We start from the raw sequence: 21,948 nt of genomic DNA on the forward strand, positions 1-21,948 counted from the left end.
GGCGTGGCGGTGCGAGAGGACTACTTCTTGCCCTGGTTCTTGACCGCCTCGATGGCGGCTGCCGCGGCGTCGGGGTCGAGGTAGGTGCCGCCCGGGTTGAGGGGGCGGAAGGAGGCGTCGAGCTGGTAGGAGAGGGGGATGCCGGTGGGGATGTTGAGGCCGGCGATGTCGGCGTCGGAGACGCCGTCGAGGTGCTTGACCAGGGCGCGCAGGGAGTTGCCGTGCGCGGCGACCAGGACGGTGCGGCCCGCGAGCAGGTCGGGGACGATGCCGTCGTACCAGTACGGGAGCATGCGCAGGACGACGTCCTTGAGGCACTCGGTGCGCGGACGCAGCTCCGGCGGGATGCTCGCGTACCGCGCGTCGTCGCTCTGCGAGAACTCGGCGCCGTCCTCCAGGGGCGGCGGCGGGGTGTCGTACGAGCGGCGCCACAGCATGAACTGCTCCTCGCCGAATTCGGCGAGGGTCTGCGCCTTGTCCTTGCCCTGGAGCGCGCCGTAGTGCCGCTCGTTGAGCCGCCAGGAGCGGTGGACGGGCACCCAGTGGCGGTCGGCGGCCTCCAGGGAGAGCTGCGCGGTGCGGATCGCGCGCTTCTGGAGGGAGGTGTGCACCACGTCGGGGAGGAGACCGGCGTCCTTGAGCAGCTCGCCGCCCCGGACCGCCTCCTTCTCACCCTTGTCGTTGAGATTGACGTCCACCCAGCCGGTGAACAGATTCTTCGCGTTCCACTCGCTCTCGCCGTGGCGGAGCAGGATCAGTTGGTACGGAGCAGCAGCCATGGGCCCGAGCCTAATAGAAATCCCCTGGCGCCACCCGACCGCCCTCTGTAATATTCTCCAGCCGGTAGAGGTCATTACACAAAGGGGTCGCGGTGACGGCGTTCAGTCGGGCGGTACGGGAGACGGTGAGCGGTCTTCCCCGCCAGTTCTGGTGGCTGTGGACCAGCACCCTGGTGAACCGCCTCGGCGGCTTCGTCGTGACGTTCCTCGCCCTCTATCTCACCGTGCAGCGCGGCTACTCCGCCTCGTACGCGGGCCTGGTCGCGGCCCTGTTCGGGCTCGGCGGCGCCGGGGGCGCGGTGCTCGGCGGGGTCCTCGCCGACCGGATCGGCCGCCGCCCCACGCTGCTCGCCACCCAGCTCGGCGCCGCCGCCACCACCGCGGTGCTCGGCTTCGTGACCAACCCGCTGGCCATCGCCGCCGTCGCCACCCTCGTCGGCCTGACCAGCAGCGCCTCCCGGCCCGCGCTCTCCGCGATGATCGCCGACCTCGTACCCCCGAAGGACCGGGTGCGCGCCTTCTCCCTCAACTACTGGGCGATCAACATCGGCTTCGGCGTCTCGGCCGCCGCCGCGGGCTTCATCGCCTCCGAGGGATACGTGTGGCTGTTCGTCGGCGACGCGCTGACGACCGTGCTGTGCGCGGTGGTCGTGTACGTCAAGGCGCAGGAGACGCTGCCGGTGACGGCGAAGGTGACGTACGTGGACGGGAGGACGGTGAGCGGGAAGGCGGTGAGCGGGAAGGCTGGAAGCGAGAAGGCTGGGAGTGGGACGACGGCGAGCGGGACGACGGCGAAATCCCGTCCCCGTAAGGCGACTTCGCGGCGCGCTGCGGACTCCACCGACATCCGGCTCTCCGACGTCCTGCGCGACCAGCGCTTCATGGCCCTGGTCGGCCTGACCTTCCTGCTCGGCTCGGTGATGAACCAGGCCAACTCCACACTCGCCGTCGACATGGGCGCGCACGGCCTGTCGGCCCGCCAGTTCGGTGTCGTCATCGCCATCAACGGCCTGGTGATCGTGCTGCTCCAGATCCCCGTCACCCGGCTGGTGCGGCGGTACGGCAACGCGGCGCTGCTGGGCGTCGGTTCACTGCTGATGGCCTGGGGCTTCGGCCTGACCGTCCTCGCGGGCTCGGTCGCCCTCTACTCGCTGACCGTCGTCGTATGGACCCTCGGCGAGATCGTGCACGCCCCCGCCTCGATGTCGGTGGTCGCCGACCTCGCCCCGGCCACCGCCCGTGGCCGCTACCAGGGCATGTACACCCTGTCCTGGTCCGCCGCGGCCTTCGCCGGTCCCCTGGTCGGCGGCGTCACCCTCGACCAGCTCGGCCGCACCACCGTCTGGCTGGGCTGCGCCGTCCTCGGCACGCTCGCGGGCGCCGGTTACTACCTGCTGCTGCGCGGCCGTCCGGCCGCCCCGGTCCTCCCCACCGCCCCTGTGGCGGCCGGAGTCGAGGCCCAGGCCCCGGCTCCCCGCGACGCCCCGGAACAGGTCGGCGGCTGAGCGCCGCGGGCCGTTCGCCGACCGGGACACCAGCCGGGACGCCGACAGGGCCACGAAGGCGCTCGGCCGGAAGCCCCGGTCAGCGGCGGAGCCGCAGAGCGCGCTGCGCCTCGTAGAGGTTCGGCGGGTCGATCCCCGGAGTGCCGTAGGACTCCAGGCGAGAGTGCAGCGGGCCCGCGAAGTCGGGGACGTCGATCTGGCTGAAGGGGGTCACCGTGGAGATGCCGACGGTCGCGCTGTAGGGCGCGATGTCGTCGATCTTGACGCAGCCCGCGCGGCCGTTGGTGACGGTGACGTTCCAGTGGGTGAAGCGGGCGCCGTACAGCGGTCCGGCGGAGGCGTCGCCGCCGTGCTGACCGTCGTTGGAGACGGTGATGTCGGTACGGACGCAGGCGAACGGCAGGCCGCGGTGGGTGTCGAAGGTGCCCATCTCCATCCGGCCGCGCGACCAGACGTTGTACGACGACAGGCCCTCGGCGTTGATGCCGTGGAGCTGCGTACCGGACGGGGCGGGCACGGTGCGCCGGTCGATCGCGAAGTCCTCGACGAGGTTGTCGTGCGAGCCCTCGCGGCAGGCGTACGGGTGGTGGCTGCCGCGCCCCGAGACGCGGGTACGGCGGAAGGTGGTGGCCTTCGCCGCGACCATCAGGAAGCCGTTGTCGACATCGACGGCGTGCACGTCGTCCACCCAGCAGTCCCAAGTGCACTGCGCGACGAGCCCGTTGTACCCCTTGTCGAGCAGATGCGGCGACTGCGGTGTGGGCGTCATTTGGATGGTCAGGCCCTCCACACCGGAGTTGACCAGCGGCTCGACCATCGTGGTGATCCTCGGCCGCCACAGCAGCCGGGTGTCCAGCGGCAGCGGCCGGTCGAAGGTGACGCGCCGTCCCCGGACTTCGGTGATCAGGGCCGGCCATTCGTAGGGGACGTACGAGAGCAGCTTGCTCTTGTCGGACCAGTCGTACGTGGCCGCGCCGTCGACGTCGCCCGCCATGTGGTCGAGCAGGCCGTGCGCGGGGTCGTCGGCGTATTGCAGCAACACGCGTGCGCCGGGTTGCAGTTGGCGGGCGCTGTCGACGGTGACGCTCCAACTGCCCTGCGCGGCCTCCTCGGTGACGGTCGCGAGCGTCCGCCACTGGTCGCGCCTGTTGCCGGTCCAGCCCTCGAACGGCCAGTCCTTGGCGCGGATCGCGTCGGTCAGGGAGGCGTAGCGGTCGGCCGGGCACATCCATACCAGGCCGCCCGCCCAGGACCACGACGACTTGTCGCCGCCGTACCGGCTGCCGTACGGGCCGATGAGGTCGGTCAGCGACCTGGTCGCGTACAGCACGGTGCGTCCGCTGCCCGCGCCGCGCAGGGTGGTGTTGCTCCAGCCGAGCCGGATGACGTCGTCGATGCGGTACGTGCCCGGCGGGAGGTGGACGGTGCCGCCGCCCGCCCGGCCGACCTCGCGCAGGGCGCGGTTGATGGCGGGGGCCGCGTCGGCCGAACCGTCCGCCTTGGCGCCGTAGCGCAGGACGTTCGCGCGGACGGGGTGGCGGCGGAAGCGGCGGGAGCCGCCGTCGTAACCGGCGCGGGCGACGTACGGGATCTGCGGGTGGGTGTACGGGGTCACGGTGAACTCCCGCCAGAGGGCGAGGGGTTGGCGGCTCCCCTGCCCGGACGGGTCGACGGCCGCGTCGGCGGCCTTCGCCGTACCGCCGAACGCCGTACCGCCGAACGGCGTGCCGCCGAGCGCCGTCGCGGCTGCCGCCGCCGAGGTGACCTGGACGCTCGCGGTCAGCAGCTTCCTGCGGCTCATCGCCATGCTTCCACCCTTCACACGTAGGCCACTCTCATGTATCTGAACGTGGTTCAGATCTACGACTGACGTGAGGGTGTCATGTGGTACGGACCAAGGGGAAGGGGTCGTGCGGTGATTCTTAGGACTGACCTTCGGTCAGGTGAGTGAACGCGTCCAGATTCCTGGTGGACTCGCCGCGCGACACCCGCCACGCGTACTCCTTGCGGATGGAGGTGGCGAACCCCAGCTCCAGCAGCGTGTTGAAGGAGCCGTCCGCGTTCTCCACGACCGCGCCGAGCAGCCGGTCGACCTCCTCCGGCGTGACGGCGGCCAGCGGGAGGCGGCCGTTGAGGTAGACGTCACCGAGCCGGTCGATGGCGTAACTCACCCCGTACAGACGGAGGTTGCGCTCCAGCAGCCAGCGGTAGAAGGCTTCCTGATTCTCGTCGGGGTGGCGGACGACGAAGGCGTTCAGCGACAGGGTGTGGGCGCCGACCAGGAAAGAGCAGGTGGTGGAGAGCTTGCGGGTGCCCGGCAGTTGGGTGACGTACGTGTCCGGGCGCGGCGACTCCCACGGCAAGTCGGCTTCGCGCAGGGCCTGTTCGAGCGCGCGGACGGCTCGCGCCCGGAGGTCGCCGCGCGGGGCGCCGGGGGTCGCGCCGCCATGGGCACCGTCATGGGCTCCGTCGTCGGTGTCACCGTTGACGTCCACCGGGGTCTCCTCAGCCATGCGCCGATCGTAGGTGACGGCGGTGTTCGGCCTGCGCAGCCGCGTACACCTCGGTGGTGTCGGCCGCGGCCTTCCCCCAGCCGAACTCCCGCGCGTGCCGGGCCGCCGCCGCGCCCAGCGAGTCGCCGAGCGCCGGGTTGTCGATGAAACGGCGCAGCACCCGCGCGTAGTCCCGGGGGTCGTGCCCCGGTACGAGGAAGCCGGTGCGGTCGTCCGCCACCGCGACCGGCAGCCCGCCGACCGCCGCCGCGACCACCGGCGTACCGCACGCCTGCGCCTCTATCGCGACCAGCCCGAAGGACTCGTTGTACGACGGCATGACCAGGACGGTCGCCGCCCGGTACCAGTCCGCGAGCCGCTCCTGGTCCACCGGCGGCTGGAACCGTACGACGTCGGACACGCCGAGCCGCGCGGCCAGCTTGTGCAGCGCCTCCGGCTTGGCCAGGCCGCTGCCGCTGGGGCCGCCGACGATCGGCACGAGGAGGCGGTCGCGCAGCGTCGGGTCCTCGTCCAGTAGCACCGCGACGGCGCGGATCAGCACGTCGGGGGCCTTCAGGGGCTGTATCCGGCCCGCGAAGAGCGGGATCACCGCGTCCTGCGGGAGCCCGAGGCGCCGACGGGCCGCCGCGCGGCCCGGCTCCGGGCGGAAGCGGTCCAGATTCACGCCGGGGTGCACGACCGCGACCTTCGAGGCGGTCGCCTCGTAGTACCGCACCAACTCGTCTGCTTCCTCAGCGGTGTTGGCGATCAGGCGGTCGGCCGCCGCCACGACCTGCGTCTCGCCGATCACCCGCGCGGCGGGCTCGGGACAGTCGTCCTCGGCCAGCGCCGCGTTCTTGACCTTGGCCATGGTGTGCATGGCGTGCACCAGCGGCACGCCCCAGCGCTGCGCCGCCAGCCAGCCGACGTGGCCCGAGAGCCAGTAGTGCGAGTGCACCAGGTCGTAGTAACCCGGGCGGTGGCCCGCCCACGCCTGCATCACCCCGTGCGTGAACGCGCAGAGCTGCGCGGGCAGCTCTTCCTTGGCCAGGCCCTCGTACGGGCCCGCGTCCACGTGCCGCACCAGCACACCGGGGGCCAGCTCGACCGCCGGGGGCAGCGCCCCCGTGGTGGCCCGCGTGAAGATCTCGACCTCCACGTTCAGGTCGGCGAGGCGCTTGGCCAGCTCCACGATGTAGACGTTCATGCCGCCCGCGTCGCCGGTGCCCGGCTGGTGCAGCGGTGACGTGTGCACGCTCAGCATCGCGACTCGGCGTACGCGGCGGCCTCCGGTGCGGCGACCCCTCATCCCCAGCGCGTGCTTGTGCTTCTGCGCACCGCGCAGCGCGGCGAGCCGGGACGACGTCTGCTGGGTCACCATGCGTTCCTTCCGAAGGCCGTACCCCCGCGTTCAACCATGGGGAACGCCGGAACTGGCGGTTCCATTTCCTTGTTGCCGAAGCGTGACCTTGGGGGGTGGGTGGTGTCTTGGTCTTTTTGTCTTTTTTTCCCGCCCGCCCACCCGTGCGGGTGCTTTCTTCGTCTGCGGGTGCCGCCTGTGCCTGGTCGGTCCCGGCCCGGGGCACCTCCTCGGGCGACGAACCTGCGGCCACCTGCGCCTGCTTCTGCCCCTGCCCGTTCGTCCCCCTGCGGGGGCACCCCGCACCGACCCCTCCGGTCCGCCGGCGCCCGCCTGTCCGCTGTGGCTGAGGAGGGAGGGGGTGGGTGGGGGTGCGGCCCCCACGCGACCGACCGTCCACCCGGGGCGGGAGGAGGGGGCGGGCGCAGGTAGGCCTGGCGCGGGGCGGCCCATCCGTGGGGGCCGGGGAAGGGTCGAGGCTCTCGGAGGTCGCTCGCCCATGGGGGCCTGGGAAGAAGGGGTAAGCCCTTCGGTGGTGGCCCATCCGTGGGCGCCGGGTGGGTGACGCAGGGCGGCTCGCCGAAAGACCCCCCTCCCCCGGCAACCCCCACCGGATAGGCGGACGCCGACGAGCGAGGAGGGGACGGGCCGGGGTGCCCCCGCAGAAATGCGGTGACACGAACGGCACCGGATACGCGGGACCAGGTAGCCGCATTTCGAGGAGGTGCCCCGGACCGGCACCGACCCAGGCACAAGCGGCACCCGCAGACGAAGAAAACACCCGCACGGGTGGGCGGGCGGGAAAGACTAGAGTCGAGGAATGCGCGGCATGGTGGGGGTGGTGACCAGAGGAACCACCGGGCCCAACCGGCTGCGCCGGATGGACCGGTGGATCGCCACCGCGCTGGAAGCGGAACTGCGGCGAGCCGACCACCCCGTCGTCGTCGACCTCGGATACGGCGCCGCCCCCTGGACAGCGGTGGAACTCCTCAGCCGCCTCCAGGCGGTAAGAGAAGACGTCCAGGTCGTCGGCGTCGAGATCGACCCGGCCCGCGTCGCGGCAGCGAAACCGTACGAGCGCGACAACCTGAGCTTCATACACGGCGGCTTCGAGGTCCCCCTCCCCCACGGAAGCCGCCCCGTCCTGATCAGGGCGGCGAACGTCCTGCGCCAGTACGACGAAAGCGAGGTCGCCGCCGTATGGACCCGGCTGCGCGGCCGGCTCGCCCCCGGCGGCCTCCTCGTGGAAGGCACCTGCGACGAGATCGGCCGCCGCCACGTCTGGGTGGCGCTCGGCCCCGAAGGCCCCCGAAGCGTCACCTTCGCCACCCGCCTCGGCTCCCTCGACCGCCCCTCCGACCTGGCCGAACGCCTCCCGAAGGCGCTGATCCACCGCAATGTGCCCGGCGAACCCGTGCACGCGTTCCTCACCGCCTTCGACCGGGCCTGGGCCTCGGCCGCTCCCCTGTCCGCCCTGGGCGCGCGCCAGCGCTGGATCCGCGCCGTCACCTCGCTGCGCGCGGACGGCTGGCCGCTCGTGGACGGCCCCGCCCGGTGGCGCCAGGGCGAGGTCACGGTCGCCTGGCCCGCCCTCGCCCCGCACGCGTAACGCCCTCTCGCCCTTCCCCTTTACGGCTCGCCGTGCCACCATCCGCCAAGATGTGACGGCCCGTCAGATAAACCCTGCGTTCAGCGGCGCGAGCAGCCGCGCGAACAGCCACCGCGCCCGTGACGTGAGGGAGGCTCGGATGACCCGCGGAATCCGAAGCGGCACCTGCGCGGCAGCGCTCACGGCGCTCACCGCCACGGTCGCGCTGACCACCGCCACCGCCACGGCCCCGGCGCAGGCCGCACCCCCGCGCACCGTGGCGCAGGTCAGGGCCGAGGTGGACGCGCTGTACCGGCAGGCGGAGGCGGCGACGGACGCGTACAACGCGGCCGGGGAACGCGTACGGGCCCAGCAGCACGACCTGGTGGCGCTGGCGGTGGCCATCGACCGTACGCAGACACGCCTGCGCACGCTCACCGCGCAGGCGGGGGCGCTGGCCCGCGCGCAGTACCGGGCCGGCGGGGTGCCGGACACGCTGCGGCTGGCGATGTCGGGGGACCCCGACACCTTCCTGTCGGACGCGGGACTCGCCGCCCGCGGCGCCCGCGCGGCGAGCGCCACGATCGACGCGCTGGCCGACACGCGCGGGAAGCTGGACGGCTACGCGCACGCCGCCACCGAGCGGTGGCAGCAACTGGTCGACGCGCAGCGGACGGCGGCCGGGGCGCGGCAGCGCGTACGGGCCAGGCTCGCCGAGGCCACCGCGCTGCTGGCCACGCTCAAGGAACAGGAGCGCGTCCGGCTCGCGCGGCTCGAGGACGAGGCGGCGTACCGCGCGCAGAGCGACTGGCTGGCGACCGGTGACGCGAAACGCCTGGTCACCGCCGCGTCCACGGCGTCCTCCGCCGCGGGCCGCCGCGCCGTGGCCTTCGCGACCCGGCAGATCGGGAAGCCGTACGTGTGGGGCGCGGCGGGCCCGTCCTCGTACGACTGCTCCGGGCTCACCTCCCAGGCGTGGGCGGCGGCGGGCCGTCCCATCCCGCGCACCTCGCAGGAGCAGTGGGCGCGCCTCCCCCACGTGCCCGTGGACCGGATGCGCCCCGGCGACCTCGTCATCTACTTCTCCGACGCCAGCCACGTCGGCATCTATGTCGGCGGCGGCGCGATCGTCCACGCGCCGCGCCCGGGGCGGGACGTGGTGGTGGCGGGGGCCGGTTCGATGCCGATCCTGGGGGTCGTACGACCGGGTTGATGACGGTTCGCGCGTGTCTGGGCGGAGGGAGACGTGGGGCGCGGAGGGATACGTGGGCGGGTACGTGTACGCGCGACGGGCGGCGGTCCGGATGCGGGCGGCGGTCCGGATGCGGGTCGCGGCGGGGGCGGGGTTGTGGCCGCCACGCGTGACCTTGGTCATGTGCGGATCAACACATCCACCGCGAAATCCCCTGCTGACCGCCGCATATGACGCTGACGGTTCACTCTCTGCCCTCCCGTCACCTTGCCTCCAGCCACTAGGGTCTCCGGAGGTCCTCGGGGGAGGGAAGGAGTCGCTTGATGTCCGCAGCCCAACGCGGCACCGATCGGCCCTCAGCCACCGACGAGACGCGCGGGGCCGAGGGCCCCGCTGCCGTACCCGGTTCGGGGACGGCTTCCACGGCCGGGCCCTCGCCCATTTCCGTACCGCCGTCCGTACCGACATCGGTCGCCGTGCCGGGGTCCGTCCCCGTACCGCCGTCCACCGCCGTACCGCCGTCCGTCCCCGTACCGGCGTCCACCGCGCCGTACACGGAGTCCGGCGCCCTCTCGCTGCCCCGGCAGCGGCAGGATCCGGGCAGCGGTCCCGCGATCTTCACGCTGCTGGTGATCGGCGAGGACGCGACGGACGCCTTCACCGCGCCGTGGTTCCAGGAGGGCGGCGGGCCGCGAATCCGTATCCTGCGGGCACGTAATCTCACCGCGGCCGGCCGTCTGCTCACCGACGACGTGCACTGCATCCTCCTCGACCTGCCCGACGTGCTGGACGGCCTGCGGCAGGTGCTGCGGCTCGCGCCCGGCACCGCCGTACTCGTCCTGACCGACGGCGCGGACGACGGGCGGGCGGCGGAGGCCGTACGGGTCGGCGCCCAGGACCACCTCGCGCGGCACGAGGTCGACGCCGGGACCGTCACGCGCGCCGTCCGCTACGCCGTCGAGCGCAAGCGCGCCGACCTCGCGCACCGGCAGCTCACCGAGACGAAGCTGCTCGCGCAGGAGAACTCCCGGCTGGAGCGCGGCCTGCTGCCGACCCCGCTGCTGGACGGCGCGAGCCTGCGTTTCGCGGCGCGTTACCGCCCGGGGCGCAGCCGCGCCCTGCTCGGCGGCGACTTCTACGACACCGTCCGCGCCCCCGACGGCACCGTCCACGCGATGATCGGCGACGTCTGCGGCCACGGCCCGGACGCCGCCGCTCTCGGGGTCCAACTCCGCATCGCCTGGCGCGCGTTGACCTTCGCCGGGCTCGGCGGCGACGCGCTGCTGCGTACGCTCCAGCAGGTGCTCGAACACGAGCGGTCGGACGACGAGATCTTCGCGACGCTCTGCACCGTCGACATCGCGCCGGACGCGCGCAGCGCCGATCTGCATCTGGCCGGACACCCGGCGCCGCTGCTCTCGACCCCCGGCGCTCCCGGCAGCGTGCCGGAACTGCTGCCGTACACGGAGGGCGGCCCGGCGCTCGGCCTGCTCCCGGACGCCCGCTGGCAGCGGATACCGGTACGGCTGCGCGGCGAGTGGAGCCTGATGCTCTACACCGACGGCCTGATCGAGGGCCGGATCGGCCAGGGCACGCAGCGGCTCGGGCAGGACGGGATGGTACGGATGACCGCCCGGCTGCTGGCCGAGGGCCTGCGCGGCGAGGAACTGCTCGACGCGACGCTCACGGAGGCGCGGGAGCTGAACGTCGGGGAGCTGACGGACGACGTGGCGGTCGTGCTGCTGGAGCGGCCGAAGCGGATCTGAGGCCGGTCCGCTGGGGAGCCGGTCCGCCCGATATATATGGCCCGGTGGGTACGGGCCCCGGTGGATACGGCCCGGGGGGTACAGGCCGGTGGGTACGCGTCAGCCGTTGTACGGGCCGTACGGGCCGTCGCTGCTGCTGCCACCGCCGCGGCGCCGCCGCAGGCCGCCGCCACGGCGGGGTCCGGTGATCTGCCGTACGGCGGGGCGTACGTCCACCATGTACACGATCACGGCGACCAGGCCGATGACCGGCAGGAACGACAGCACCGAGAACAGCTTCATCACCACGGCCGCGATGCCGAGGATGATCAGCCAGAACGCCTTGGTGTTCTTGTCCGCCGCCCGGTACGCGTCCTCACGGCGGATCGCCGCGTCGACGAAGGCGAAGGCCGCGAAGAGGAAGAGCGCCCACGACACCAGGCCGAGCACCCCGAAGAACCCCGTGATCAGCACGCCGTCCACCGCCCTTGTCGCTGTCGGCCGGCACCGTGCCGACCGTCCGCTTGTCGCCCGCCCAACCGTACCGGCTCCTGCACGAACAACGGGCCGGGCTCGCAAAGCGTGCCCGGCCCTCACCTCACTCCGCGGACTTGTCGGTCGCCTTCTTCGCGCCACTCGGCTTGCGGGGCGTGGTCTTGCGGGCGGCCGGCTTGTCGCCGGACGTGTCGGCGGGCTTCGCGGCCAGCCGGTCGCCGATCGACTCGGTCAGCGGCTCGTCGGCCGGGATGTCCGCGAGCTTCACGGCCGGCGGGATCTCCATGATTTCGTCGGCCGCGCCGCCGCGCCACTGAGCGACCGCGCCCTTGCCGCGCTCGGCCAGCTCGTCGTACGTCTCGCGCGCCTTGACCGCGTACTCGGCGGCCCGGCCCACGCCCTGGAGCGCCAGGTCCTGCACGGACCCGCCGATCTTCTTCAGGTCCAAGTCGATGCCGCTGATCGTCTCGTTCAGCCGCGTCTGCGCCTTGGTCGACGCGTCCTTGGCCTGCGCGGTGACCCGCTGCTGCACGTCCTTGGGGTCGGTGCCGCGGATCTTCTCGATCCGCTCGGGCGCCTGGTCCTTCAGCTTCTCCAGCAGCGCGGGCACCTCGCGGAGCTTCGCCGCGGCGAGGTCCGCCGTACCCGCGACCGCGTACAGCGGGGTCGGGTTGCGCAGGCTCTTGACGATGTCGTCGGTGATGGTCATTTCTCGGATTCCTCCCGTACGAGTGTCGGAGACGAATCCGCCTCCACGTTCTTCCGCTCTTCTTCGGCGTTCTTCTGTTCTTCTTCGGCCTGTCGTGCGGCTTCCTCGGCCTTGGCGGCCGATTCCGCGGCGGCGTTCTCTTTCCTGAAGGACTCGTAGATCTGGATGAGCACCTGCTTCTGCCGCTCGTCGATCGACGGGTCCGACATGATCACCGCCGGCACCTCCAGCTCGTCCCGCTCCCGCGCGTCGAGCATCCCCGCCTGCACGTAGAGCGTCTCCGCCGAGATCCGCAACGCCTTCGCCAACTGCTGCAGGATCTCCGCACTAGGCTTCCGCAGCCCGCGCTCGATCTGGCTCAGATACGGATTCGACACACCGGCCGCCTCCGCCAACTGCCGCAGGCTGAGCCGCGCCCCCCGACGCTGCTCCCGCAGGTACTCCCCGACGTTGCCCACCTTCAGCGAAGCCATGCCTCCACCTTCCCCCACCCCGCTAACTTTTGCAAGCACACCGCTTGCAACAGTAACCCTCCCAGCCTCACCGGCCGGCTCTCCCGAACTGACGGTCGTATCGGCGGTCGGTGCCTACGATGAAGGGTCGGGGCGGTGGATGAGGGGGACGGTGTGATCGAGCTGTCGGCCATGATTCGGGAATTACGGCGGGAACTCGACTCCGCGATGACCGACGGAGAAGGAGAACGCCTGCGATTCGAGCTGGGGACGGTCGAGGTGGAAGCGACCGTGACCGTCGGCAAGGAGGCAGGCGGTCAGGGAAAGGTCAGGTTCTGGGTGGTCGAGGCCGGAGGCGACGGAAAAGTCGCCCGCTCGGACGTTCAGAAGATCACGCTGACACTTCAGCCACGGCTCGCCGGTGGTGGGGCGGCGCTGATTGCCGGGGATGAGATTCCCGGGGAGCGGTGACAGAGGTGGCGGGCGGTTTCGACGCCGCCCGGGTGGCCGAGATCCTCGTGACACGGGACGGGGCAGCGGGACGTAGGGGTTCGGGCTACGTGGTGGCGGCCGGTCGGGTACTGACGGCCGCGCATGTGGTCGCGGGGGCGAGCACGGTCCGGGTGCGGCTCGATGCCGGCCTGGCCGCTGAGCGCGTGTTGAACGCGGAAGTCCATTGGGCGGAAGCGGAGGTCGACGTAGCCGTGCTGTCGGTGAGCAAGGAGGGCCAGGAGGCCTTCACGCCGGTGGAGTACGCCCGGGTGTCAGCACGTAGCGCGCGGTTGACGTGCGCCGTGATGGGCTTTCCGCTGTTCAAGGTGCGTGACGAGTGGGGCGGTGCGCCGTTCCGGGACGCATTCCATGACGCCCAGTGCACCTGCGACGTGCTGTCGAACCGCAAGGAGGGCACCCTCGACCTGCGGGTCGCGCCGCCGGCGCACTTCGCGGATCCCACCCGGTCGCCGTGGGCAGGCATGTCGGGCGCAGCGGTGTGGTGCCGTGACCGCGTGATCGGCATCGTGGGCCATCACCATCCGACCGACGGGCTGGACCATCTTGCGGTGCTGCGTGCCGACGCCTGGCACGCGCGGCTCGGAGACGCCGCGCACCTCCTCGAGGAATCGGTCGACGTGACCTTGGACCCCGGGCAGTTGGTGGACGTCGTGCCCACAACCTCCGTGGAAGACCTGCCCAGGGAGGGGGAGTTGGACATGCGCTTGCGTAGCTACCTCGACGACGCCGGACACATCTCCGTACGCCATCCGTACCGTTTCCCTTCGTTGGTGGAACCGCCGCTGAACGAGGTGTATTTGACACAGCTGGCCAGCAGGCGCGGGGGCCGGGCAGCCGGCGGGGACACTGAGCCGCCCGGGACGGAACGCGTCACCGCTGAGAGCCTCGTCGGCCGCCACCGCGGCGTGCAGGTCGTCGGCGGTCCGGGCGCGGGCAAGTCCAGTCTGCTGCGCAGCATCGCGGGCGACTCCGCTCGTCAGTGGCTCGAAGGCGGCGGCGGTGCCGCCGAGGGGGTGCCGACGGTCCTACCGATCCTGGTACGGGCCGAGGACCTGATCACGGAGCCCGGCGGCATTCCCGACCGGCTCACCCGCGCGGTCCAGCGTGAGCTGGGCGGCACCACTCTCGGCACCGATGAACTGAACGCGCTGTTCCGACGCGAACCACCTGCTGGCACAAGGTGGTTGGTGTTGATCGACGGCCTGGACGAGGTGCCGTCCTGGCGCCGTATCGACGTACTGCACGTCATCGGAAGGCTCCGCGACCGGCCCGGCTGGCAGGTGATGGTGGCCAGCCGTCCGCTGCCCGACGGCATCCTGAACCGGATCGGTGACGACGAGCACCCCACATACGCCATCGAGCCCTTCCTCCCTGAGGAGTTGCCCGCCTTCGCCGAGAAGTGGTTCCGCGCGGTGGGCAAGCCCGACCCGGTCGCGACCGCCGCCCTCTTCACCAGGGAGGTAGAACGCAACCCGCGGCTCCGGGAGTTCGCCCGGATTCCCCTGATCGCGACCATGATGTGTGTGGTCTACGCCGAGGATGTCGAGGGTCCCGGCAAACAACTGCCCTTCAACCGCTCGGAGTTGTACGAGCGGTTTATCGACATCCTCGTCCAGCATCGCAATACGGCGGATGCCCGGCAGCGGCACCGCAGCCTCATCGACGAGGGCGACGCCGAGGCGCAGCAGGGTGTCACGGACCTGCTGCGTGAGGTGCTGCCGCTGCTGGAACGGCTGGCTCACGACCGGCTGGTGTTCGGGGGCACGGGCAGCGATCTGCTGGACCGGGCGACAGCTCTGTCCGCGGTGCCACGTCCCGCGTCGGTCACGCCTCACACCTGGAGGCAGATCCTGCGCGGCGTGCTGGAACACAGCGGCCTGCTGGAGCAGCGCGAGGGGAGTCTGCGCTTTCTCCACCCGTCGATCGAGGAGTATCTGGCCGCGCTCTACCTGTTCGGGCATGGGGGCCCGCGACGACACCTGGAGCGGCGGCGTTGGCCGTGGGAGGACCTGGAGACCAAGGTCTTCCTGGCCGGTCTCCAGGCGGCAGCCGACCCTGCGGGGCTGGAAAAGCCGCTGGCCAGGCTGCTGAGGTGGCCGGATCGGGGCACTCACCGCTTCGTCGTGGAACTCGTCGCCAACGGCATCCCCGTACCGGACCGGATCCTACGGCGCGCCGCGGTGATACTGCGCGAGGTGGTGATCCGCTTCGACCGCGGGCAGTCCGCCGAGGAGTGGGAGGCGGCGTGCCGTCAACTCGCGCTCCTGGACAAGCAGGAGCTGGTCAGCGCCCTGGAACGGCTCGGCGGCAAGAACCGCAGGGACGGCAACGCCCGCTCGCGGGTGGCCGAGACAGCGGCGGCGTACGACCGGGCGCTCGGGCTGCGGCTGATGTCCGCCGTCGTCACGGACCGCGGCCTGGACAGCGGTGTGCGGTTGCACATGGCGAAGACGCTGGGCCGGTACGCCCCCGACAACACCGTCGCCGTCCACGAAGTACTGGCCGCTGACGAGACGATGGGGGATCACCGGGCCGAAGCGGCCGAAGCGGTGGACCGGCACGACCCCGCGCGGGGCCTTGTGCTCTTCCGGCAGTTGACGAGGGTAGGGCCCGCGGCCGACGGCCCGGACCCCCTACGGGTGGCCATGGCCTACACCCGGTGTCACCTCGGTGAAGGGCTGAACTACCTGGAAGAACTGGCCAACGGCAGATGGGGGCTCGGTGGCGAGAGGCGCGTTGCCGCCGCGCGTGCCTTGATGGGGTACGACGCGGGACGGGGAGTGAGCACCGCGTACCGTCTCGTCGACGATCGTCAGCTCCAAGGTGCGGAGGAGACCTGGCGGATCGAGGCGGCAGGGCTGCTCCCCATGTTCGGCCAGGACACCGCCCTGCGCTCCCTCTTGAGACTGTGCGCCGACCCGAGCCTGTCGGACCGGGGCCGTGTCACGGCGGGGCGGACGGCAGGCCGGTTCCACCGGCAACTTGGCGCGGAGGCCTTGGTGCGACTGGCCGACTCATGGACTCCGGCCAGCGGTGCCATGGCGGTGGAAGCCGCGACGGCGGCGATCGACTTCTTTCCGCGGTTGGGCGCGGAGGCTCTGGAGCGGATCGCGCGCGGAGGCGCGCACGAAAGCTTCCGGCTCCAAGCGGCGCAGGCGTTACCCACGACCGGCTACCCGGGCCACGAAGTCCGGGAGGTATGGCGAGCGCTGTGCTGGGACCGCGCGCTGACCGACTCGACCAGACTCACGGCTGCCAGAGAAGCCGATCGTCGAGGAGACGCGGGACGCGCGGAAGCCCTGCTGCATCTGGCTTACGAGGACAGTGTCACACCTGAGTTCCGCTTACGGGCGGCGAAGTCGGCCGCTGAACGCGGTGATCCCTCCGCTGCCAGTGCGTTGTCCGCCCTCGCGCTGTCGGAGTATCTGGCCAACGACGTACGCCGTGCCGCGGCGGAGGCTGTGCCCGACCCGGCGGCCCGGGCACACCTGCTGTACCAACTCGGCCCGTAGACCGGGTCCGTCGGGAACGGGCGCGTGGGAGACCGACCCGAACTGAGCAGTCTTGCAGCCTGGTTCGGGTCGGGCCGGGGTCACGGAGTCCGGGCGGGGCGGGAGTTGCCGGGAAGAAGGAGGTAGGCGAGGAGGAGGGTCATGACGGCTACGCCGGCCCACATGGCTTGTTGCCAGCCGTCGACGAAGGACTGCTGGGCGGCGCGGACGAGGGCGGGGGCGGTGGGGCCGCCGGTGGCGTGGGCGGCTTCGACGGCGTTGGCGATGCCTTCGCGGGCGGTGGCGGCGGTGGCCGGGGGCACGCCGTCGAGGCGGGGGCCGATGGCGCCGCGGTAGCCGGAGGAGAGGAGGGCGCCGAGGAGGGCGACACCGAGGGCGGTGCCGAATTCGCGGGTGACGTCGTTGAGCGCGGAGGCGACCCCTTGGCGTTCGCTGGGCAGTGAGCTGGTGATGGCCTCGGTGGCGGGGGTCATGGTGAGGCCCATGCCGATGCCCATGGCGAGCATGCCGGGCAGGACGGAGAGGTAGCCGCCGTCCACGGAGACGAGGGTGGCCATCAGGGCCAGGCCCGCGCCGCCGAGGAGGATGCCGAGGGCCATGGTGCGACGGCTGCCGACCCGTTCGGCGAGACGCGGCGCGAGGCCCGAGGTGGCCATCATCAGGACGGCCATCGGCATGAGGGCCAGCGTGGACAGCAGGCCCGACCAGCCCAACACGGCCTGGAGGAACGGGAAGAGGACGACGAAGATCCCGGCCTGGACGCCGAAGACGGCCAGCAGCGCGACGGAACCGCCGGCCAGGCCGCGCTCGCGGAAGAGGCGGACGTCCAGCAGCGGGCCGTGCCGCCGCAGCTCCCAGACCACGAAGCCGGCGGCGGCCAGGACGCCGACCAGCAGGCTGAGCAGGGTCACGGGCGCGGCCCAGCCCCGCTCGGGCCCTTCCTGGAGTACGAAGATCAGCCCGACCACCGCGACCACCGAGGTCAGCGCCCCGACCGTGTCGAAGGAGTGCGTCGCCGCGTCGCGCGAGTCGGGCACGGACCGCACCGTCATCACGGCGGCCACGAGCACGAGCGCCACGGGCAGGACGAAGAGATAACGCCAGCTCGCCACGTCGACCAGCGCGGCCGACAGGAACATGCCCAGGATGCCGCCGCCGCCCGCGACGCCGGTCCACACCCCGATCGCCCGCCCGCGCTCCTCGGCCGGGAAGGTGGAGGTGATGACGGCGAGCGTCACCGGCATGATCATCGCCGCGCCCACACCGCTCAGCACCCGCGCCGCAATCATGACCTCGGCCGATGTCGCCAGACCGGCGACGACGCTGGCGCCGCCGAAGACGGCAAGTCCCGTGAGCAGTACGGGCTTTCGGCCCCATCGGTCGCCGACCGCGCCGAGCGGCAGCAGCAGCGCCGCCAGGCTCAACGTATAGATGTTGATGATCCACAGGATCGTGCTCTGCGAGGCGTCGAACGCGACGGCCAGGTCCGGCTGCGCGACGTTGAGGCCGGACACCGAGGCGATGACGGCCATCAGCGCGACGCAGACGGAGATCAGGATCGCGCGGCGCCGACGCGGGTCGTCAACACCCGCCGCATCAGGGGCTGTTACGTCGACCGGTACGTCAACGCCCTCGCCCACGACTGAGGCTTCGGCACTGACCCGCGCGGGCCGGTTCGGACTCTCCGTACTCATCTGGACGGACCTTTCACCAGGGACGGTCAACAGGGGAAACGTGGGGGCGATCGTCGCCACGACCCGCCCCGATGTGCAAAATTGTTTGCCGATCGGCAAACTGGGCTCGATGGATCACACGGACGGCACGGCTGGCGCGGACGGCACGGACGGCACGGACGGCGCGGGCGGCGCGGACGGCACCGACGACGAAGTGGGCCGCACCCTCGACGCCGTCGGCCCCCGCCTGAAGAATCTGCGGCTCGGCCGGGACCTGACGCTGACGCATCTGGCGGCGGCGACCGGCGTCTCGGTCAGTACGCTGTCGCGGCTGGAAGCGGGCCTGCGCCGTCCCACGCTGGAGCAACTGCTGCCACTGGCAAGGGTGTACGGCGTCACCATCGACGAGTTGGTCGACGCGCCCCGCACCGGCAACCCGCGCCTCAACCTGCGCCCGATCGCCTGCAAGGACGGCTCGACCGTGCTGCCGCTGACCCGCAGGCCCGGCGGCATCCAGGCGTACAAATTCGTCCTGCCCGCCCCGCCGCGCGGCCCCGTGGAGCTCGTCCTGCGCACCCATGAGGGCTACGACTGGATCTACGTGCTCAACGGCACGCTCCGGCTGGTGCTCGGCGAGCACGACCTCGTGCTGAAGCCGGGCGAGGCGGCCGAGTTCGACACCCGTACGCCGCACTGGTTCGGCTCCACCGGCTCGGGGCCCGTGGAATTCCTCAGCCTCGTCGGCAAGCAGGGCGAGCGCGCGCACGTACGGGCGGCGCCCGACCCCGCCGCGTCAGAGCGCTCCTAGGGCGCGTCCGCCGCGGCGAGAGCCGCCTCGGTGTCGGCGGCGGCCAGGTCGGCGTTGATGTGCGCACCGGCCAGGGCGCCCGCGGCGGCGGAGGCGCCGACCTGGGCCGTCAGGTCGGTGGCGTTGCCCGCGACCCACACGCCCGGCACCGACGTGGTGCCCGCGGGGCCGGTGGCGGCGAAGCGGCGGCCCATCCCGCCCGGCAGGTCCTCCATCGGCAGACCGAGCCCGGCCAGTCCGTCGGTACGGGCCAGCATGCGGGTCGCGACGGCCAGGACGCGGCGCGGTACGAACCGGCCGTCGGTCAGCCGTACGCCCGCGATGTGCCCGCCCGCGGCGGACCCGGAGCCGTCCGTGGGCCCAAGGCTCTCCGTGGACCCGGAGCCCCGTGTGGACCCGGAGCCCTCCGTGGACCCGGTCGACTCGACCGCCGCCACCGGGGTGTCCTCGACCCGGATCGCGCGGGCGGCGAAGCGCGTACGGGTCTCGTCGTCCAGGTCGGTGCCGCGCGTGAAGTAGACCAGGTCGTCGGTCAACTGCCGGAAGAGCAGGGCGTGGTGGACGGAGGCGGGACCGACGGCGAGTACGCCAACGGGCTCGTCGCGCACCTCCCAGCCGTGGCAGTACGGGCAGTGCACGAGGTCGTGCCCCCAGTGCCGGGCGAGGCCGGGGATGTCGGGGAGTACGTCGCGCAGGCCGGTGGCGACCAGGAGGCGGCGGGCGCGGAGGGTGGCGCCGTCGGCGAGGGTGACCGTGAAACGCGGGTCGGCGCCGGGGACGGCCTCGGCGGCGGTCACCTCGCCGACCAGCACCTTGGCGCCGTACCGCCGTACCTCCTCCCGGCCCCGGCGCAGCAGCTCCGCCGGGGGGATGCCTTCGAGGCCGAGGAGGCCGTGGACGCCGTCGGCGGGCGCGTTGCGGGGGGTGCCGCTGTCGACCACGGCGACGGAGCGGCGGGAGCGGGCGAGCATGAGGGCGCCGTTGAGTCCGGCGGCACCACCGCCGATCACCACGGCGTCGAGGGTCGGGGCGAAGGCGTCGGCCCCAAAGGCGTCGGCCCCATCGGCGGGATCGGTCGCGCCGGCCGGATCGGTCACATCGGCGGGATCAGTCGCACCGGCCGGATCGGTCACACCGGCCGGATCGGCCGGATCGTTCACGTGCGCGGGAAGCGTCGCGGGCATGGGCGTACCTCTCTATACGTGTCGGCTCTCTACGCGTCGGCTTGCGCCCTTGCGATGAGCGGGAGCCCCGTCCGGGGCCCGGTACGACCACGCTAAGCGGACCTTGCGCGCGAGGCATAAGATGTTGCCTATGACGCAAGGCGATGAAGATCTGGACAGCCTGGTGCGCAAGCGGATTCGCGCGCTGCGGGTGGCGCAGGGCTGGTCGCTGGACGAACTGGCCGGCCGCGCCCGGCTCAGCCCCTCCACGCTCAGCCGGATCGAGAACGGTCAGCGCCGCCTCGCGCTGGACCAGCTCGTGACCCTCGCGCGCGCCATGGACACCACGCTCGACCAGCTCGTCGAGACGGCCTCGGAGGACGTCATCTCCAGTCCGATGATCGACTCCGCGCACCAGACGATGCGCTGGGCCGTGAAGGCCGACCCGGGTATGACGGTCGTACGGCAGCGCCTGACGAATCCGCCGCCGGACAGCCCCTCCCGGCTGCGCGCCCACCCCGGCCGCGAATGGCTCGTCGTCCTGTCGGGCACGGCCGTGCTGCTCCTGGGCAACCGGCGCTTCCGCGTGGAGACCAACCAGTCGGCCGAATTCCCGACGATGCTGCCCCACGCCATCGGCGCGGAGGGCGGGCCCTGCGAACTGCTGGGCATCTTCGACCGTGACGCGCGGCGCGGGCACCAGCGCGGCGACGAGAAGAGCGGCGGCGAGGGGGACGGGGTCTGAGCCCGTTCGGCGAATCGGGTACGCCGGGGCCCGCGCAGGCCGGGGCCCGCGAATCGGGTACGTCGAGGCCCGCGAATCGCGCAGGCCGGGGCCCGCGCAGGCCGGAGCCAGCGAATCGCGCGGGCCAGGGCGCGCGACTTGCGCCGTCGGCAGCCCGGACGCCCACCGTCTTGCCGTTCCCGAAAGCGACCGGGCGGCCCGCCCACGGCCCTCATACGGTGGGCGCCATGACTCACGCAGCCCCCCACGCGGCCCACGACGCCCACGGTCACGCCCCGCACGACCACGATCACGGCACCCCAAAGGCCAGCGCCTCGCACCACGACGCCGAGGCCGACAGCCAGGCGGACATCCTCGACCTCGACGCCGAAGTCCTCGCCGAGCACACCGCCTCGATCACCGCGTGGCTGCCCGTCGAAGCCGCCCCCCGTCACATCGTGGACCTCGGCTGCGGCACCGGAGCCGGGACCCTCGCCCTGCTCCGGCGCTTCCCCGAGGCCGAGGTCATCGCAGTCGACACCTCGGCCGACCACCTGCACCGCCTGCGCCGCAACGCGGAGGCGGCCGGGGTCGCCGGGCGCGTCCGTACGGTCCAGGCCGACCTCGACACGCGGTGGCCCGACCTCGGCTCGCCCGACCTGGTCTGGGCGTCGGCCTCCCTGCACCACATGGCGGACCCGGAGCGCACGCTGCACCAGGTCCGCGACACGCTCGCGCCCGGCGGGCTCTTCGCCGTCGTCGAGTTGGCGGGCTTCCCGCGTTTCCTGCCCGAGAACGCGCCCGCGGAGCGCCCGGGGCTCGAAGAGCGCTGCCACGCCGCGCTCGACCACCACCACGCCGAGCACGTGCCGCACCGCGGCGCCGACTGGGGGCCCATGCTGAGCGCCGCGGGCCTGACCGTCGTGGGCGAGCGCGTCGTGACCGTGAACATCGGCCCGCCGCACGCCGAGGCCGTCGGCCGGTACGCGCTCACCAGCCTGACCCGTATGCGCGGCGGCATCGCCGAGACCCTGGCACCGGAAGACCTCGCCGCGCTCGACCGGCTCCTCGACGCCGAGGGACCGGACAGCATCGCGCGCCGCGACGACCTGACCGTGCGGACCGAGCGGACGGTGTGGGCGGCGCGGCGCGCGTGAGTACGACCGTGGCCAGCGCCTGATCCGGGACGTTCGTCCGTACGACCATCCGCCGGTACGCCCCGCCGTGGACCGGCACCG

Annotated in this window: 18 protein-coding genes; 9 read left to right on the forward strand and 9 right to left on the reverse strand. The window is 72.2% G+C overall.

The genetic code is table 11. The annotated features are described in order from the left end of the window. Window positions 1–20: 20 nt before the first annotated feature. Window positions 21–779: a phosphoglyceromutase gene (locus ACIOC1_RS27975; RefSeq protein WP_401313784.1), complete on the reverse strand. Its 759-nt coding sequence runs from the start codon at window positions 777–779 to the stop codon at window positions 21–23. A 92-nt stretch (window positions 780–871) separates the two neighbouring features. Here ACIOC1_RS27975 and ACIOC1_RS27980 point away from each other — a divergent pair, with 92 nt between their 5' ends. Beyond that, complete coding sequence (locus ACIOC1_RS27980; RefSeq protein WP_401856665.1) at window positions 872–2,284, forward strand: MDR family MFS transporter; 1,413 nt, start codon at window positions 872–874, stop codon at window positions 2,282–2,284. A 79-nt stretch (window positions 2,285–2,363) separates the two neighbouring features. Here ACIOC1_RS27980 and ACIOC1_RS27985 read toward each other — a convergent pair whose 3' ends face one another. The 3 genes from ACIOC1_RS27985 to mshA all read right to left on the reverse strand — a co-directional run bounded on the left by ACIOC1_RS27985 (window position 2,364) and on the right by mshA (window position 6,085). Continuing rightward, a complete protein-coding gene (locus ACIOC1_RS27985) occupies window positions 2,364–4,085 on the reverse strand; it encodes a glycosyl hydrolase family 28-related protein (protein WP_401856666.1) in 1,722 nt (573 codons plus the stop codon). 121 nt (window positions 4,086–4,206) lie between these two features. Next, a complete protein-coding gene (locus tag ACIOC1_RS27990; protein ID WP_401856668.1) occupies window positions 4,207–4,797 on the reverse strand; it encodes a YbjN domain-containing protein in 591 nt (196 codons plus the stop codon). Then, window positions 4,790–6,085 (reverse strand): D-inositol-3-phosphate glycosyltransferase, encoded by a 1,296-nt coding sequence (gene mshA / locus ACIOC1_RS27995; protein ID WP_391164089.1) that lies wholly within the window; start codon window positions 6,083–6,085, stop codon window positions 4,790–4,792. The genes ACIOC1_RS27990 and mshA overlap by 8 nt, the downstream gene beginning before the upstream one ends. 871 nt (window positions 6,086–6,956) lie before the next feature. Here mshA and ACIOC1_RS28000 point away from each other — a divergent pair. The 3 genes from ACIOC1_RS28000 (at window position 6,957) to ACIOC1_RS28010 (ending at window position 10,682) form a co-directional block, all read left to right on the forward strand. Beyond that, window positions 6,957–7,745 carry a class I SAM-dependent methyltransferase gene (locus ACIOC1_RS28000; RefSeq protein ID WP_355342062.1) on the forward strand — a complete coding sequence of 263 codons (789 nt, stop codon included), beginning with the start codon at window positions 6,957–6,959 and terminating at the stop codon, window positions 7,743–7,745. A 139-nt stretch (window positions 7,746–7,884) separates the two neighbouring features. Continuing rightward, entirely contained in the window at window positions 7,885–8,937 is a 1,053-nt protein-coding gene (locus tag ACIOC1_RS28005; RefSeq protein ID WP_391164053.1) for an NlpC/P60 family protein, read from the forward strand. A gap of 302 nt (window positions 8,938–9,239) precedes the next feature. Beyond that, entirely contained in the window at window positions 9,240–10,682 is a 1,443-nt protein-coding gene (locus ACIOC1_RS28010) for a SpoIIE family protein phosphatase (RefSeq protein ID WP_401856671.1), read from the forward strand. 99 nt (window positions 10,683–10,781) lie between these two features. Here the strand turns inward: ACIOC1_RS28010 and ACIOC1_RS28015 are convergent, their stop codons facing one another. The 3 genes from ACIOC1_RS28015 to ACIOC1_RS28025 all read right to left on the reverse strand — a co-directional run bounded on the left by ACIOC1_RS28015 (window position 10,782) and on the right by ACIOC1_RS28025 (window position 12,338). After that, entirely contained in the window at window positions 10,782–11,135 is a 354-nt protein-coding gene (locus ACIOC1_RS28015; RefSeq protein ID WP_355342053.1) for a DUF2516 family protein, read from the reverse strand. A 124-nt stretch (window positions 11,136–11,259) separates the two neighbouring features. Beyond that, window positions 11,260–11,865: a hypothetical protein gene (locus ACIOC1_RS28020; protein ID WP_355342050.1), complete on the reverse strand. Its 606-nt coding sequence runs from the start codon at window positions 11,863–11,865 to the stop codon at window positions 11,260–11,262. Next, the gene (locus ACIOC1_RS28025; protein ID WP_355342047.1) at window positions 11,862–12,338 is read right to left on the reverse strand and encodes a helix-turn-helix transcriptional regulator; all 477 of its coding nucleotides are present in this window, start codon (window positions 12,336–12,338) and stop codon (window positions 11,862–11,864) included. The genes ACIOC1_RS28020 and ACIOC1_RS28025 overlap by 4 nt, the downstream gene beginning before the upstream one ends. Window positions 12,339–12,491: 153 nt before the next feature. On the opposite strand from ACIOC1_RS28025, the gene ACIOC1_RS28030 reads away from it, so the two are divergent. After that, window positions 12,492–12,788, forward strand: coding sequence for a trypco2 family protein (locus ACIOC1_RS28030; RefSeq protein ID WP_401724423.1), 297 nt, complete (start codon window positions 12,492–12,494; stop codon window positions 12,786–12,788). After that, the gene (locus ACIOC1_RS28035) at window positions 12,785–16,342 is read left to right on the forward strand and encodes a trypsin-like peptidase domain-containing protein (protein WP_401856674.1); all 3,558 of its coding nucleotides are present in this window, start codon (window positions 12,785–12,787) and stop codon (window positions 16,340–16,342) included. Before ACIOC1_RS28030 ends, ACIOC1_RS28035 begins: the two co-directional genes overlap by 4 nt. 80 nt (window positions 16,343–16,422) lie before the next feature. Here ACIOC1_RS28035 and ACIOC1_RS28040 read toward each other — a convergent pair whose 3' ends face one another. After that, window positions 16,423–18,036 (reverse strand): MFS transporter, encoded by a 1,614-nt coding sequence (locus ACIOC1_RS28040; protein ID WP_401856676.1) that lies wholly within the window; start codon window positions 18,034–18,036, stop codon window positions 16,423–16,425. Between the two features lie 109 nt (window positions 18,037–18,145). On the opposite strand from ACIOC1_RS28040, the gene ACIOC1_RS28045 reads away from it, so the two are divergent. Then, window positions 18,146–18,823 (forward strand): helix-turn-helix domain-containing protein, encoded by a 678-nt coding sequence (locus tag ACIOC1_RS28045; RefSeq protein ID WP_401856678.1) that lies wholly within the window; start codon window positions 18,146–18,148, stop codon window positions 18,821–18,823. On the opposite strand, the gene ACIOC1_RS28050 is transcribed toward ACIOC1_RS28045, so the two are convergent. After that, window positions 18,820–19,794, reverse strand: coding sequence for an NAD(P)/FAD-dependent oxidoreductase (locus ACIOC1_RS28050; RefSeq protein ID WP_401856782.1), 975 nt, complete (start codon window positions 19,792–19,794; stop codon window positions 18,820–18,822). The two genes, ACIOC1_RS28045 and ACIOC1_RS28050, sit on opposite strands and share 4 nt — an antisense overlap. 334 nt (window positions 19,795–20,128) lie before the next feature. On the opposite strand from ACIOC1_RS28050, the gene ACIOC1_RS28055 reads away from it, so the two are divergent. Next, the gene (locus tag ACIOC1_RS28055; RefSeq protein WP_401856680.1) at window positions 20,129–20,731 is read left to right on the forward strand and encodes a helix-turn-helix domain-containing protein; all 603 of its coding nucleotides are present in this window, start codon (window positions 20,129–20,131) and stop codon (window positions 20,729–20,731) included. Window positions 20,732–20,958: 227 nt separating this feature from the next. Further along, window positions 20,959–21,867, forward strand: coding sequence for a class I SAM-dependent methyltransferase (locus ACIOC1_RS28060; RefSeq protein ID WP_401856682.1), 909 nt, complete (start codon window positions 20,959–20,961; stop codon window positions 21,865–21,867). The last annotated feature ends 81 nt before the right edge of the window (window positions 21,868–21,948 follow it).

The organism is Streptomyces sp. NPDC088197 (assembly GCF_044741185.1).
Classification (GTDB): domain Bacteria; phylum Actinomycetota; class Actinomycetes; order Streptomycetales; family Streptomycetaceae; genus Actinacidiphila.

Excerpts from the sequence above, each read along its gene's own strand:
- ACIOC1_RS28050 (WP_401856782.1), bottom strand. The coding sequence starts at position 19,794 with ATGCTCGCCCGCTCCCGCCGCTCCGTCGCCGTGGTCGACAGCGGCACC.
- ACIOC1_RS28055 (WP_401856680.1), top strand. The coding sequence starts at position 20,129 with ATGTTGCCTATGACGCAAGGCGATGAAGATCTGGACAGCCTGGTGCGC.
- ACIOC1_RS28060 (WP_401856682.1), top strand. The coding sequence starts at position 20,959 with ATGACTCACGCAGCCCCCCACGCGGCCCACGACGCCCACGGTCACGCC.
- ACIOC1_RS28025 (WP_355342047.1), bottom strand. The coding sequence starts at position 12,338 with ATGGCTTCGCTGAAGGTGGGCAACGTCGGGGAGTACCTGCGGGAGCAG.
- ACIOC1_RS28000 (WP_355342062.1), top strand. The coding sequence starts at position 6,957 with ATGCGCGGCATGGTGGGGGTGGTGACCAGAGGAACCACCGGGCCCAAC.
- ACIOC1_RS28005 (WP_391164053.1), top strand. The coding sequence starts at position 7,885 with ATGACCCGCGGAATCCGAAGCGGCACCTGCGCGGCAGCGCTCACGGCG.
- ACIOC1_RS28040 (WP_401856676.1), bottom strand. The coding sequence starts at position 18,036 with ATGAGTACGGAGAGTCCGAACCGGCCCGCGCGGGTCAGTGCCGAAGCC.
- ACIOC1_RS27985 (WP_401856666.1), bottom strand. The coding sequence starts at position 4,085 with ATGAGCCGCAGGAAGCTGCTGACCGCGAGCGTCCAGGTCACCTCGGCG.
- ACIOC1_RS27990 (WP_401856668.1), bottom strand. The coding sequence starts at position 4,797 with ATGGCTGAGGAGACCCCGGTGGACGTCAACGGTGACACCGACGACGGA.
- ACIOC1_RS28010 (WP_401856671.1), top strand. The coding sequence starts at position 9,240 with ATGTCCGCAGCCCAACGCGGCACCGATCGGCCCTCAGCCACCGACGAG.
- ACIOC1_RS28045 (WP_401856678.1), top strand. The coding sequence starts at position 18,146 with ATGGATCACACGGACGGCACGGCTGGCGCGGACGGCACGGACGGCACG.
- ACIOC1_RS27975 (WP_401313784.1), bottom strand. The coding sequence starts at position 779 with ATGGCTGCTGCTCCGTACCAACTGATCCTGCTCCGCCACGGCGAGAGC.
- ACIOC1_RS28020 (WP_355342050.1), bottom strand. The coding sequence starts at position 11,865 with ATGACCATCACCGACGACATCGTCAAGAGCCTGCGCAACCCGACCCCG.
- mshA (WP_391164089.1), bottom strand. The coding sequence starts at position 6,085 with ATGAGGGGTCGCCGCACCGGAGGCCGCCGCGTACGCCGAGTCGCGATG.